This window comes from Pseudanabaena sp. CCNP1317 (genome assembly GCF_034931345.1).
Classification (GTDB): domain Bacteria; phylum Cyanobacteriota; class Cyanobacteriia; order Pseudanabaenales; family Pseudanabaenaceae; genus Pseudanabaena; species Pseudanabaena galeata.
On record NZ_JAYGIF010000110.1, the window covers coordinates 11886 to 25634 of the forward strand.

The 13749-nt window shown below is 41.9% G+C and carries 13 protein-coding genes; 11 read left to right on the forward strand and 2 right to left on the reverse strand.

Going from position 1 to position 13749, the window contains the following annotated elements:
* Positions 1-37: 37 nt before the first annotated feature.
* Positions 38-580 carry an IS1634 family transposase gene (locus tag VB775_RS20250; protein WP_323216923.1) on the reverse strand — a complete coding sequence of 181 codons (543 nt, stop codon included), beginning with the start codon at positions 578-580 and terminating at the stop codon, positions 38-40.
* Positions 581-853: 273 nt separating this feature from the next.
* On the opposite strand from VB775_RS20250, the gene VB775_RS20255 reads away from it, so the two are divergent.
* The gene (locus VB775_RS20255) at positions 854-1138 is read left to right on the forward strand and encodes a hypothetical protein (RefSeq protein WP_281009347.1); all 285 of its coding nucleotides are present in this window, start codon (positions 854-856) and stop codon (positions 1136-1138) included.
* 483 nt (positions 1139-1621) lie between these two features.
* Here the strand turns inward: VB775_RS20255 and VB775_RS20260 are convergent, their stop codons facing one another.
* The gene (locus VB775_RS20260) at positions 1622-2599 is read right to left on the reverse strand and encodes a histone deacetylase family protein (protein ID WP_281009346.1); all 978 of its coding nucleotides are present in this window, start codon (positions 2597-2599) and stop codon (positions 1622-1624) included.
* Between the two features lie 130 nt (positions 2600-2729).
* On the opposite strand from VB775_RS20260, the gene VB775_RS20265 reads away from it, so the two are divergent.
* The 10 genes from VB775_RS20265 to rpmB all read left to right on the forward strand — a co-directional run bounded on the left by VB775_RS20265 (position 2730) and on the right by rpmB (position 13710).
* On the forward strand, positions 2730-3350 hold the full coding sequence (locus tag VB775_RS20265; RefSeq protein WP_281009345.1) for a hypothetical protein: 621 nt from the start codon (positions 2730-2732) through the stop codon (positions 3348-3350).
* A 71-nt stretch (positions 3351-3421) separates the two neighbouring features.
* Entirely contained in the window at positions 3422-4927 is a 1506-nt protein-coding gene (locus VB775_RS20270; protein ID WP_281009344.1) for a PAS domain-containing hybrid sensor histidine kinase/response regulator, read from the forward strand.
* 444 nt (positions 4928-5371) lie between these two features.
* Positions 5372-6850 carry a hypothetical protein gene (locus VB775_RS20275; protein ID WP_323216920.1) on the forward strand — a complete coding sequence of 493 codons (1479 nt, stop codon included), beginning with the start codon at positions 5372-5374 and terminating at the stop codon, positions 6848-6850.
* 35 nt (positions 6851-6885) lie between these two features.
* Positions 6886-8256, forward strand: a complete 1371-nt coding sequence (locus VB775_RS20280; RefSeq protein ID WP_281009342.1) for a tetratricopeptide repeat protein — start codon at positions 6886-6888, stop codon at positions 8254-8256.
* A gap of 270 nt (positions 8257-8526) precedes the next feature.
* The gene (locus VB775_RS20285) at positions 8527-9231 is read left to right on the forward strand and encodes a GDSL-type esterase/lipase family protein (protein ID WP_281009341.1); all 705 of its coding nucleotides are present in this window, start codon (positions 8527-8529) and stop codon (positions 9229-9231) included.
* A gap of 9 nt (positions 9232-9240) precedes the next feature.
* Complete coding sequence (locus VB775_RS20290) at positions 9241-9399, forward strand: hypothetical protein (RefSeq protein ID WP_281009340.1); 159 nt, start codon at positions 9241-9243, stop codon at positions 9397-9399.
* 42 nt (positions 9400-9441) lie between these two features.
* Positions 9442-9738 carry a DUF433 domain-containing protein gene (locus VB775_RS20295; protein WP_281009339.1) on the forward strand — a complete coding sequence of 99 codons (297 nt, stop codon included), beginning with the start codon at positions 9442-9444 and terminating at the stop codon, positions 9736-9738.
* Between the two features lie 2 nt (positions 9739-9740).
* Positions 9741-10082: a DUF5615 family PIN-like protein gene (locus VB775_RS20300; protein ID WP_281009338.1), complete on the forward strand. Its 342-nt coding sequence runs from the start codon at positions 9741-9743 to the stop codon at positions 10080-10082.
* Positions 10083-10149: 67 nt separating this feature from the next.
* Positions 10150-13284, forward strand: a complete 3135-nt coding sequence (locus tag VB775_RS20305) for a COR domain-containing protein (protein WP_281009337.1) — start codon at positions 10150-10152, stop codon at positions 13282-13284.
* 189 nt (positions 13285-13473) lie between these two features.
* Positions 13474-13710 carry a 50S ribosomal protein L28 gene (rpmB, locus tag VB775_RS20310; protein ID WP_094535250.1) on the forward strand — a complete coding sequence of 79 codons (237 nt, stop codon included), beginning with the start codon at positions 13474-13476 and terminating at the stop codon, positions 13708-13710.
* Positions 13711-13749 lie beyond the last annotated feature (39 nt).

Consider the following 13749-nt stretch of genomic DNA (forward strand, 5'->3'; position numbering starts at 1 on the left):
TAATATTTACGAGAAGAGGCTCCGAGAAACTGCAAAATTAGATTTTGTCTGTCTGTAAGCTTAATCTGATACTTAAAATGGTCAAGCCAGACCAAATGAACAGAGAGAAAGCACTGAAGTAGCCAACGTAAAGTAGAGCGATCGGCTTACCTTTTTGGTCGGGAAGAGTAGCATTGGCTTTTTCTAAGGCAAGTCTGAGTTGTCTTTGCCCCAAACTATAGACCATGAGAGCAAGAGTCATGCTCATCGCCAAAGCCATGATCCGTTTCGTATTTTTGAGAAAACCACTGGAAGCAAAGAATAGAGGGTCTTTGAGAAAACGAAATCCCCGTTCCGTAGGTTGCTGCCCCTTATATTCCCGTAAGATTTCGCTTTCAGTCCATTTTTTAGAATCCAGTGAATTGGTGGCAACAATAAAGCGCCCAACTTGTTGACGATGAACAGCAATGATTACAGGGTTCTCAACTAAAGTGGCAAGAACGTGAAAAGAATGATGAGTTGGTTCAGTATTGGGGCGACCTCTTTGCGAATAATGCGGTTGAGCAAGGATTTTAGGTGCATCAAGACTGCTATTTTGAATGCGCTTAAATTAAAATACCTTTTTAACCTGCTGAATGTAGGGTGGAAGTAATGCCTGCGATCATAGAAAACAAGGGCTGGCAAGGGGGCGCAGCCCCTACAAAATCTAAATTATTGGGGTAGGGGCAACCCCCTGCCCGCTTTGCTAGCAGCAAGAGATTCATCATCAGAGTTCTATGTAACATGAGTTAATACTGGTGGTGACAGCTATATCTCAGTTCAAAGTGCAGTAAGTTAAAGTAACAGAATACTTTTTAAGCTGCTAGATGCTTTTATGAACGACAACAAAAACGATAATTTAGATGAAAATGAGTTATTTCGTTTGGGAGGGAAAACAACTAACTTTTTAATTGTGCCTGCGGAAATTCGATATCACCATATTAAAGTTGAAGAATTGGATAAGCCCGTAGCTGCGATTACCTATAATGCATCTACTTATAGTCTATTCCGCACTAGTTTTGACTGGGCTGAGGTACAGAAAATAACCAGCCGACTTTCTTCCGCCTATGTAATTACGGTTATTTCCAAAGGATGGGCAATTTGGACTTTTGAATACTGACTCACAATATCAATTCACGAAAGTGTGACCATACTTTTGTGAATTGATATTGTGAATTGATATTGTGAATTGATATAATGTGAGTATCAGATAAGCTACAAAATTTTAAAAGCCAAAACAGTGAAAGCCTCGCTTTGCGAGGCTTTTACTGTTTTATAGCAATTCACGAAAGTGGAGCAACACTTTTGTGAATTAACGGCAGTTCGATGAAAGCAGAAAATGGTAAGACTGGCTAGGCGATTCTTACCATTTTTCGCCATTTGCGTCGGGCTTCGCACGCCGCAAATGGCTATATCGAACTCACGTTGTTTTATAGCAATGTAAGTTTTGCTTAGGGCATAAAACCAAAAAGATGAGTGGCGGCGCTTTGCGCCGCCACTCATCTTTTTGGTTTTGATTTGTCCTACCTATCTCTTACGTTGCTATAGTATTAGCTCCTAAAGAGTTGCGTTCCTGCGGGACGGAACTTTATGGGGTTTGAATTTATTTACTTAGACACTGCTCGATGACACTAATAACCGATCGCGATAGGCTACTAAAGTCATAGCCACCTTCTAAACCTAATAAAATCTTGGGAGTAATCTCTAAACAAAGCTTGGTAAAAACTCCAAAATCCTCTGGCTTAAGCAAAATACTCGCCAAGGGATCATCAGCATTGGCATCAAAACCCGCGCTGATGATTAATAGATCAGGCTTAAAGTTGCGTAAGAATGGCATAATCTGCTGCTCGAATACGGGTAAATATTCAGGCATTGCCGAACCCGATCGCATGGGAATATTCAAAATATTGCTGTGAGCGCCTGTCTCATCCTTGCGCCCTGTCATCGGATAAAACGGCGCTTGGTGGGTGGACACATAGGCAATATCAGGACGATCCCAAACCGCCTCCTGTGTACCATTTCCATGATGCACATCCCAATCAAGGATGGCAACACGATCTAGATTTAAGCGATCGCAAGCTGACATCGCCGCGATCGCCGCATTACCGAAAATGCAAAAACCCATTCCTGACTGAGCGCGGGCATGATGTCCGGGGGGACGGGCTAGCACAAAGGCAGGACGACCAGACTCAAGGACTAGATCAACACCATCGAGCCAAGCACTTACAGCTAATAGCGCTACTTCATAGGTTTGGGGTGAAGCGATCGTGTCCCCATCAATATAGCCGCCACCGCGATCGGTAAGTTGCTGCAAAGCTTGAATATATTCTGGTGAATGAAAACGCCCCACCTCTTGAAGGATGTTCAGTCCTGATCTGTATCGAGAATTAAGCGAAGTCGGTTCTAGCCAAACCAATTGCGAGGCGATCGCTGAATTTTTGAGAGCATCGACTATAGCTGTAAGCCGACCCGCTTTTTCGGGATGGTAAATACCAGTGTCATGGTTCAAAAAACTCTCAGAATAAATTATCGGGAATTTATCTGTACTTTTTTGTGAAATCGAAATGGGATTTGCAAACATACGTGCTTTTGCCGATCGACAAATCGGTGAATAGTTGTTATCTCCATAGAGACTAGCGTTATACTTTTAAAATCGTGGATTTGTTTGAAATCTTTTATAGTTCCACAGCAATTTTATTTGGGTCTTTCCTGTGGTCGATCCCTTACAGCCAACTCAGCAATCAGATGTAGAGATGCTAGCCGTACCAAAAGAGCTTGCCCTTTCGCTGCAAGAGATTATTAATCTCTATCAAAACCATGACCAACAAAAAATCATCGCATCCCTAGAAAATCTGATCTCTCTAGTAAAAAGTGGGACTGATCAAGCATTCTTAAAAGATCAGTCTTTGGCAAGGGATGCAAATGATTTGGGAATAGAAAATGAGGAAGATTTTCTCAAGAGTTGGGACGATATATTTAATGTCCAAGTTTATATTGATACTGATATTTTTGGCGAATTAGATTCAAGACCACCTGCGCTAGTAGAGATAGATCATAGCAAAGACAACGAAACGATGATCCAGCACACTGATGCCACTGAAGTTTACGTTCAGGCTTGGAAAGAGCTAGCCCAAAGCATGTCTTCTTTCCCTGATGACTTGTTTACTAGGCTCTGGACAACGACAGAGATTGCCAAAATCTTGCAATGCTCTCCCAGTAGTTTAAGGCGATCGCGTAGGAGTGGACGCTTACCGATTAGGGTCAAAGACTTAATTCTAGATTGCATTTCCCATGATGGTAAACGCAGTTTATGGTTTGTGCGTCCAGCCTAATTCCCTATTTTGATAAAAATACAAGGCTCTGTCATAATAAAAAACAAGGGCAACCCCTCTAACAAATCTAAATGTCTTCTCACGGCTGTCGTCAATCTTTTCTCAAAGGCAACATATCCATTTATTGGCTGCTGCTACCGTTTGTATTGCAGCTTATCGTAATAAGGATATTGGCAAATTACTTGACTTCCCGTTATAGCGAAGTAATATCAGATCCTCTACTTAATCCTAATTCAATAACTCTGCTGTTAGGTTTACCAGTAATTGTATCAATGGGACTAGGGTATTTGATACTGCGATGGATTAACAGATCGCATTTAGGTTTGTCTGAAGTTCATGAAGATTCTTTGCAAAATAATTCTAACACTGAAGATACTAGCGAGCAGAAACAAATTGAACTTGACTTAAGAGAGAGTCAAGCCAAACTTAAAGATGCATATATTGAACAGAGTATCCTCCTTGGTGCGATGACTGATGTGGTGCTAGTCCGCAATCGAGAAGGGCGTTGTCTAAAAATAGCCAAAACCCAAAATGTGAACTTAAAAGGAACCCGTGAGGAAGTTCTCAGTAAGCCTATTCATGAAGAACTACCAGAAGAAGCGGCAAATATTATTTTACAAACTATTCAAAAAGCCTTGATCGCTCAACAAGTTGTCAGTTGTGATTACAGATTACAGATTGAGGGAAAAGAGGTATGGTTTGCCTCCAATATTTCTCCCTTATCCGAGGATACAGTTATTCAAATTTCACGGAATATCACAGAGCGCAAACTCTCGGAAATTGCCCTAGCCCAAGCAAAGGAATCCGCCGAAGCCGCAACTAAGGCTAAGAGTGATTTTCTTGCCAACATGAGTCATGAAATCCGCACGCCGATGAATGGAGTATTGGTGATGGCGCAGTTACTCTCAACGACAGAACTCACAGAAGAGCAACAGGATTTTGTACAAACAATTATCGAAAGTGGTGATGTTCTTTTAACAATTATCAACGATATTCTTGATTTCTCTAAAATTGAGTCAGGAATGCTGAAGATAGAGCAGAGAGAATATGCCTTAGCGGATGTGTTTCAATCAGTTTGTCATTTATTAAATGGTCAGGCTAAAGATAAAGGGATTAGTTTGCAATATAAGATTCATCCTGAGGTTCCTTTACATGTCATTGGTGATAGCACTCGCCTGCGTCAGATTCTTGTAAATATTGTTGGAAATGCGGTTAAATTTACCCCTCAAGGTGCTGTTTCAGTTGTAGTTAGTGGTAATCACTTATTTGCAGAAGATCAAAAAGATCAATATGAGCTTCAAGTAGCAGTTACAGATACAGGGATCGGTATTACAGGCGATCGCATTACCAATTTATTTCAAGCTTTTATGCAGGCTGATAATTCAATTAGCCGAAAATATGGTGGTACTGGTTTAGGTTTAGCGATCAGTAAGCGCTTAGCTGAGCTAATGGGAGGAACGATCTGGGTTGAAAGTTTTGGAAAAGTAGGTGGTAATCCTCCATTAAAATGGCAGACCGAGCAAGTCACTCAAGGTGCAACTTTCTATTTTGCGATTAAGGTTGAGCTTTCTCAGTGATTTTGCTAATGTCGTTGTTTGTTTTCTTTTGTTAAGATGAAATCACAATTTTTATTTTGGTCTTGTTTAGAAATTAATCAGTAATTAAATCTAGCATTGCTGCTGCCCCTAGTTATAGCTAGTTATAGCCAGCTATAGCCAGCTATTCTCATTATGAAATTGATTTTAGTGTTTTCAGCGCCTTGGGCGCTGAAAACACTAAAATCAATTTTTTGGTCGCCAATTCTGGCAACTCCAAAAATCAAACAATCAGTGGTGCTTTACAACGCCAACCCATTAATTTTGGGGTTGACATTTAACTACAGCTATACATGATTACTAGTCTCATTGCGATATAATAGGCAGGATTGCTAAAAAGCTCTCCCAGTCTACATTTTAATGTTTTTTAATACAAAGCTTCTAAAACATGGATTACAAGAAGATTTCAAGACTTTTTGAGCTTATATGCCAACAGGGCTAAATATTGGAGTTGATGAAGTTATGCAAACGCAATATTCAACTTATCGCACATTACTTGCCCCTGTTTCTGGGCATGGACTTTCTGAAGCGGAAGCTCAAGACATCTTGCGGCAAATACTTCCTCAACTAAGCGAGTTACATGCTCGCAATCAGGCACATGGGTCAATTTCTCTGGACACAGTTGCCTACGATTACGATCATATGCAGATTATCCTGCTAGATGCCAACGGGAGAAACCATCAAATTTACCTAGCCCCTGAAACCTTACAAACACAACAAGCAACACCCACAGCCGATATTTATGCGATCAGTGTAGTAATTATCGTTCTGCTCACAGGCTTTCCTCCAGAAGCACTCAAAACATCAAACAATACATGGAATTGGCAAGAACTCTGCTCAGTTAGCGATAAGTTTAAGCAAATTCTCAATTCGGCTCTCTCATCTGAACCAGCCTTTCGCTACAATGATGCAGGGCAAATGCTGCAATCTCTACAGCCAGTTATTAGCCCTTCTGAATCTACGATCACCTCTCTGGGGAATAGCGTCAATCCTTCATTGCTATCTCCTCTACTGTCAAATTTGACATCACAACCATCCTCACCAACAACCCCATTACCCACTGAGCCAAATTCTCTAGGAGCTTTAAAATCAGGAAAAAATTCCAGCAATAAAACCAAAAAGCTGAAGGTGAATTTCTCCAATACCCAAATTTATAGAAAAGTCAAGGCTGCTAACCATCAATCTAAACCCAACATCAAAGACTTAACACGATTCTTACTTATCATGCTTTTAGGTGGTGGAGTAACGGTTAGCGGTGCAGTTGGAGCTTACTTTTATATGCAGTCCAGAACGGCTAACAATGGCAATAAAAATATAGAATTTGCTAATTCCATAAATCAATCAATGGATCAAGCGATCGCAAGGATTGATGAAGAGAGAAAGTCTGATGATATAGATAAGTTAATCGCTTTAGCAAAAAATGAATATGAAACTAAAGGTAATTTGAGTGAGTCAAAAAGGATATTACAAGCTATACCGTTAAATAGTCCAATGCGCTCAAAAGCTGATCAACTCTTGGCTCAATGGGAGCTAGATCTGAAGAAAAACAACAGCCTAACTCAAAAAGTAGATGAATCAACGAAGGATGTAAAATGGCTAGCCTCGTTCAATAGTGCTAAAGGAATCTCACCGACTGCCTATTGGCAGTTACGGGGCAAGGAATTTTTAGAAGAAGCAAAGCAAAAGATAACTAACCCTCTCATACCCTCATCTCAATCTGTTGTCATTCCTCCACCAAAAGTAGAACCTCCAGAACCATATATCTCTCCTCCAGAACCATATATCTCTCCTCTAGAAACCTATACCCCTCTTCCAGAAACCTATACCCCTCCTCCAGAAGCCTATACCCCTCCTGTAGAAAGAGTCACTTCACCATTACCACCAGCACCACGTGTTGCTAGATAGAATATCTACGAAACTAAGCTTTCCCATCGAAAATTATGACCTCACACTCTTTACTGCTACGCTTGTTAACCTACGGCTTGATTTTATCAGGTTATACAATAGAATTCTTTGGGGTGTTCACCAACTCTGCTTATAGTCAAAGTCAAAAGCCGATTTGTAATATTGGCTCAACGCCTAATCATCCTGGCAATTACAAGCTACTTGGCAATATTTTTTTGAAGCAAAACCGCTTTCATGAGGCTCTCAATTGTTTTGAAATTGCATTACAAGATGAACGCGGACGTAGAGATCCAGAACTATGGAACAATCACGGTTTAGCATTAGCAGGACTCAAAAAATATGATCTAGCGATTTCTTCCTATGATCAAGCATTGCAAATCAGTCCAGGAGCGATTTTTGTTGATCGCGTCGAGCCTCGCTCCAAGGTGGAAGACTACTATCTATGGTGGTTTAATCGTGGCACAGCTTTAGTTGATCTCAATCGCTATGAAGAGGCGATCGCTTCTTTGGAAGAATCCATCAAGCTTAAGCCTAGCTCTAGCTTTGTCTGGTTTTTTAAAGGGCTAGCATTATTCAGATTAGAACGCTATGAAGAAGCCCGCGCAGCCTATCGTCGGGCAGTTCTATTCTCACACAATAATTCTTACATTGCATCTAAAGACTTACTCAGCCTTCAAGATTATGTCATTTACTATGGCGAAGCTGAAGCAAAATCAAGATTAGGAAGCTATAAAGATACGATTCAATCTTTTGAACGTGGCCAAAAAATTCGTCGTGAGAATCCTCAGATCAGGTTCTTTGGTGGCGATAGCAGTGAAAAGTTCTATGAGACTTATATTGATGGGATTCGACTACTTGATCAAGGCGAAAACCAAAAAGCATTAATCGTTTTTGAGGAATTAATTGCTCAAAATCCAAACTATACTAATGCTTGGTATGGAAAAGCCGATGCACTGACTGCCTTGGGGCTGTATTCAGATGCTATATTAGCCTATGCTCAGGTAATTGCCATTGAGCCTGATGACTATCCTTCTTGGTATAAGAAGGGCAATGTACTAAAGAAAGTCAACCGTAATGAAGAAGCACTGCAAGCCTATGACAAAGCGATAAAACTGTCGGAGGGATTCTCAGAAGTGTGGCACAATCGGGGCGTGATTTTTTACAATCAAAATAAAGATTTGGAAGCTATCAACGCCTTTTCTAATTCCCTCAAAGCCAATATCCTATGGGGAGGAATTTCCAAAATTGATACCCAATATGCCTTAGCAGCAACTCTATACCGTGCTAAGCGTTATAGCGAATCACTTTTTGTGGTTGAGAAAGTACTACAAGCACAGCCTGAATATCAAGAAGCGTTGGAACTGCGTAAGTTAATTAATAAAAACCATCGTTTGCGATCGCGTTGAACTGCTATCTCCTGCTATAGCAATGTAAGTTTTGCTTAGGACATAAAACCAAAAAGGTGAGTGGCGGCGCGAAGCGCCGCCACTCACCTTTTTGGTTTTGATTTGTCCTATCTATCTCTTGCGTTGCTATAAGTAGCTCACCGTAATTAACGTCAGTTCGACGAAAGTGAAAAATGGTATAGCCATTTTGTGTTTTGAGATTAGTTGCGCTAATCTAGATGTAGATTTGTAAAGTCACTAATCAAATATTTAGCCGAAGTGCATTACCCAATGACAACCTTAAACCTACTGAGAACTCCGAACCTATTTTCCCATTATCATCAGCCCTTAAAGGTCACAGCATTTGGTGATAGCCTTATCTATGGTTACGGTGATCCTGTTAATGGGGGGTGGGTCGAGCAACTACGGCGACAATGGATGACGACGGAACCCAGTCATGTCCTCTATAACTTAGGGGTACGTGGCGATACGGCTGCACAAGTTAATCAGCGTTTAGAGCAAGAGTTTTTATTGCGGGGAGAACTGCGAAATAAACGCCCCGACTTGATGATTCTATCCGTTGGCGTGAATGATTCTCCACGAGTTGGTAAACGGTTAGGTCGAAATATGACAGATGGCGATCGCTTTACTTTAGAAATTGTCAATTTGTTGGACAAAGCGCAGAGTCTCTGTCCAGTGATGTTCGTGGGGATGGTTCCTGTTGATGAATCGAAAATGCCTTTTTTAGGTTGTATGCATTTCAACCATGAGGATCAGTTTCGCTACAAAGAGGTCACAAAATCAGCTTGTCAAGTGCGAGATATTCCCTACTTAGATGTATTCGATCTGTGGCAAGAACGGGGAAAAGATTGGATTAAAAATCACCTATGTGAAGATGGACTACATCCTAATACCGATGGCTATAACGCTCTTTTTCAAGACATTCTCAACTGGCAATCACAGATTCAATTGGAACAACTAATATCCATATCATGAGCTTGTGAGATGGGATGTAGCACAAAGCATCCCATCAGAAGGCGACAAATTCTAGAGGAATGTCGAGAGGGTTTGATTGAGTATCGCTCTGGAGTTTTAAAGGCTCAGACTGCGGAGGAAGCGATCGCCGATCTGCGTAGTTATTTGGATAGTGCTGAGGATGCATGAAAAATCTTGTAAAATACAATTAGTTCGCTACTACCTGAAAGTATGAGTATTACTGCAACAATTTATCCTTATATTGCCGCTAGTTCTGAGATTGCGGGTGGTGTGCCAATTATTGAAGGCACGAGGGTAACGGTGCGGCGGATTGCTGGATATTATCAGATGGGGATGAATGTTGATGAAATTTTAAGTGTGCTTTCCCATTTACGCCCTTCTCAGGTACATTCGGCGCTTGCCTATTATTTCGATCATCAGGAAGAAGTTGAGAAGGATTTGGAAGAGTCTTCTAATATTGAGTATTGGAAGAGTCAAGCGTTATTTCATCCTAAAGCAGGTCGTTAAAGATGGCTAAGGTGAAGTTATTGCTAGATGAAGATGTACAGCTTGACTTGGCTTCGGCTTTACGCAAGAGGGGATATGAAGCTACTCATGTGCAAGAGTTGGGTAGAAAGGGGAGAAGCGATCGCGAACAGATTGAGTATGCAGTCGAGAAGGCTAGTTGTATGTTTACTTTCAATGTGAAGGATTTTGTTTTGCTGCACAATGACTATGTGATTTCAGAAAAGGAACATTTTGGAATTATTGTGTCGCCGCAGTTGCCGATTGGCGAAGCTTTGCGAAGGCTGTTAGCTTTGCTACAAAGAAGTTCCCATGAATCGATAAAAAATGTGTTGGAATTTCTATGAATAATATTCTGATTAAATTGCAATCTAAAAACTCCAATTTTTCCTTTTTACTTTCTACTTTTTCCTTATGAATGATGCAGAGTTATTGGCAATAATCGCACAAGCAGAACGAGAGAGCTGGAAGGCACTCGATCTGACGGGAAATGATTTGAAGGTATTGCCGCCTGAAATTGGACGGTTGCAAAAGCTAGAAATGTTGATTTTAGGATGGTATGACGATGTGGAATGGGGAAGAGGAAATCGTTTAACTGCGATTCCCCAAGAGATTTTCCAATTAACCAATCTCAAAGAACTTCATATTCCATACAACCAAATAACGGCGATACCTGACGAGATCGCCCAATTAGCAAATCTGACAGAGCTTTATCTCTCTAGCAACCAAATAACGGCGATACCTGACGCGATCGTCCAATTAGCAAATCTGACAAGACTTGACCTCGGTAGCAACAAAATAACGGCGATACCTGACGCGATCATCCAATTAGCAAATCTGACAAGACTTGACCTCGGTAGCAACAAAATAACGGCGATACCTGACGCGATCATCCAATTAGCAAATCTGACAAGGCTTGACCTCGGTATCAACCAAATAACGGTGATACCTGACGCAATCGCCCAATTAGCAAATCTGACAAGGCTTGACCTCACTAGCAACAAAATAACGGCGATACCTGACGCGATCTCCCAATTAGCAAATCTGACAGAGCTTTACCTCTGGGACAACCAAATAACGGCGATACCTGACGCGATCTCCCAATTAGCAAATCTAACAGGGCTTTACCTCCATCGCAACCAAATAACGGCGATACCTGACGCAATCTCCCAATTAGCAAATCTAACAGAGCTTTACCTCCATAGCAACCAAATAACGGCGATACCTGACGCGATCTCCCAACTCGCTAACCTCAAAGTTCTTAATCTTATATATAATCCGTTACCAATCCCACCAGAGATTTTGAATGATATTAATAACCCAGCAGCGATCATTGGGTATTGGCAAAAGCTGAAACAGGGTGAACGGAAGCCACTGAATGAAGCGAAAGTGATCTTAATCGGACATGGCGCAGTCGGCAAAACCTCACTGATGCGGCAATTGATTGATCGTAACTTCAAACCCGACGAAACCAAAACTGAAGGCATTGATATCAGACATTGGCAAATAAAAGCTCGTGAAGAAACAGTGAAGCTCAGGGTTTGGGACTTTGGCGGACAGGAAATCATGCACGCCACCCATCAGTTCTTTTTGACCGAGCGCAGCCTCTATCTCTTAGTACTCAATGCCCGCAAAGACGAAGGCAACAACGATGTCGAATATTGGCTAAAAATTATTGAGAGCTTCGGCAAAGATGCCCCCGTTCTGATTATTGCCAATAAAAGCGACGAACATCCCCTCAAACTCAACCGCCGCCATCTGCAAGAAAAATATCCTAACATTCAAGGCTTCTTTGAAACCTCCTGCAAAACAGGGCTAGGTGTTGACGATCTTCGCAAGGAAATCACCCAACAAATCGCCGCAATGGATCATGTGTTTAATGAACTACCACAGCAATGGTTTCACCTCAAGGAACAAATCGAACAGGACAACCGTGACCATATCAGCTACACCGAATATGAGCGTATTTGTAACGATCAAGAAATTAGCGATCGCCAAGAACGCCGCGACCTAATTCGACTCCTGCACCTACTGGGCATCGTTCTCAACTTCGCCGAAGATACCAGACTGCAAGACACCAGCGTTCTCAATCCCGAATGGGTCACGGGCGGCGTATATCGCATTCTCAATGACAATCTACTCAGCACCAAACATAAGGGAATGCTGAACTGGCAAGACCTCACCCGCATTCTCACACCGAAAAATAAAGGCGATCGCAATTGTTATGAAGAAAACCGCGATCGGCAATTCATCCTCGACATGATGCAAAAATTCGAGCTATGTTTTCCCCTCGATTCCAATTCTCAAAAACCCATTTACCTAATTCCCGAACTCCTTGACGAAGAAGAACCCGACACAGGCACATGGGAAAATACTCTCAACCTTGAATATCACTACAAAATTCTATTTAGCAGCGTCATTTCCCGCTTCATCGTCAAAATGCATCACTGCATTTCTAAACGAACCTACTGGCGCACAGGCGTAATCCTCGCCTTCTCCGAGAGCAATCGCGCCTACATCAAAGCCGATCTCGCCGATGCAAAAATCTTTATCCGCATTGATGGCAATCCCAACACACGCCGATCCACCCTCGCCGCCATTCGCAACAATTTTGAATCGATCCACCTCAGCATCTCGGCACTAGAAGTCGATGAGCGTGTTCCCTTGCCTGATAATCCTAAATTCAGCATCAGTTACAAACATCTACTCAAGTTAGAATCGAGAGGCGAGACAAACTATTTTCCTGAAGGAAGCGATCACGACTACAATATCCGCGAATTACTTGACGGTATTAGTAGCATCGAAGACAGGCGATCGCGAGACGAGAAAGCCGAAAGTCGAGGTAATACCTATATTTTCCACAAAGAAGTCGGACAGGTAATTGGCGGCAATACCACGACTCAAGGCAAAAATATCGGGATGCAAAATAATAACCTCAATCCGAACACAAATTCTGACGCATCACCCTCCAATAAAGCAAAAAATGAAACTAAACCCATGAAAACAATCCTCATGCTGGCGGCAAACCCTAAAAATTCAGTCTCTTTGAGACTCCAAGAAGAAGAACGCGACATCAAAGAACGATTACGCCTCGCAGGTTATGGCACAGAACCCATCAAAAGTGCCGTCGCCGTTCGCCCTAGAGACATTCAGCAATCAATCCTAGACTTCGATCCGCAAATCATCCATTTTTCAGGGCATGGCGGCAACGAAGCAGGACTAGTATTTGAAGATATCGACGGTAATCCTAAACTGATTAGCGGTGAAGCCCTAGCCGATCTATTTGAACTATTTAGCGATCGCCTTGAATGCGTAGTTCTCAACGCCTGCTACAGCGAAACACAAGCACTTGCCATATCTCAACATATCAACTACGTCATCGGTATGGATCGAAAAATTGGAGATAGAGCTGCGATCGAATTTGCCGTTGGTTTCTACACCGCCCTTGGCGCAAATAAACCCTACGATTTCGCCTTTAAGCTCGGTTGTAACGCCATTCATCTAGCAGGCATCGACGAAGCCCACACACCCCAATTGTTGAAAAAGTAGAAAAAGCAGAAAAAGTAGTAGCGATCGTCTTATGCCAAAACACAAAAGAAATAGCGCTAAACCCAAAAGATGAGTGACGGCGCGAAGCACCGCCACTCATCTTTTGGGTTTTATGTCCTAAGTATTGCCGAAGGATACTTTAAGGCTGTAGTATGGTTAGCTGGACTGAAAAAATAGGAGACTAGTACTATGAGTCGCGTATGCCAACTAACAGGCAAAAAAGCCAATAATGCCGTATCGATTTCTTTCTCACACAAGCGTCATAAGCACTTACAACACGTAAACTTACAAGACAAAAGAATTTGGTGGGAAGAAGGAAAGCGTTTTGTAAAATTACAAATTTCCACCAAAGCCATCAAAACTTTGCAAAAGAAAGGACTATCAGCATTTGCTAAGGAAGCAGGTATTGACCTTCGCAAGTTCTAACTCAAATAGGGTAGCAAGCACAAAGCGCTTGCTACCCTA

Coding starts and splice junctions, on each gene's coding strand:
- VB775_RS20300 (WP_281009338.1), top strand. CDS start 9,741: ATGGCTAAGGTGAAGTTATTGCTAGATGAAGATGTACAGCTTGACTTG.
- VB775_RS20285 (WP_281009341.1), top strand. CDS start 8,527: ATGACAACCTTAAACCTACTGAGAACTCCGAACCTATTTTCCCATTAT.
- VB775_RS20290 (WP_281009340.1), top strand. CDS start 9,241: ATGGGATGTAGCACAAAGCATCCCATCAGAAGGCGACAAATTCTAGAG.
- VB775_RS20295 (WP_281009339.1), top strand. CDS start 9,442: ATGAGTATTACTGCAACAATTTATCCTTATATTGCCGCTAGTTCTGAG.
- VB775_RS20305 (WP_281009337.1), top strand. CDS start 10,150: ATGAATGATGCAGAGTTATTGGCAATAATCGCACAAGCAGAACGAGAG.
- VB775_RS20280 (WP_281009342.1), top strand. CDS start 6,886: ATGACCTCACACTCTTTACTGCTACGCTTGTTAACCTACGGCTTGATT.
- VB775_RS20270 (WP_281009344.1), top strand. CDS start 3,422: ATGTCTTCTCACGGCTGTCGTCAATCTTTTCTCAAAGGCAACATATCC.
- VB775_RS20255 (WP_281009347.1), top strand. CDS start 854: ATGAACGACAACAAAAACGATAATTTAGATGAAAATGAGTTATTTCGT.
- rpmB (WP_094535250.1), top strand. CDS start 13,474: ATGAGTCGCGTATGCCAACTAACAGGCAAAAAAGCCAATAATGCCGTA.
- VB775_RS20260 (WP_281009346.1), bottom strand. CDS start 2,599: ATGTTTGCAAATCCCATTTCGATTTCACAAAAAAGTACAGATAAATTC.
- VB775_RS20275 (WP_323216920.1), top strand. CDS start 5,372: ATGCCAACAGGGCTAAATATTGGAGTTGATGAAGTTATGCAAACGCAA.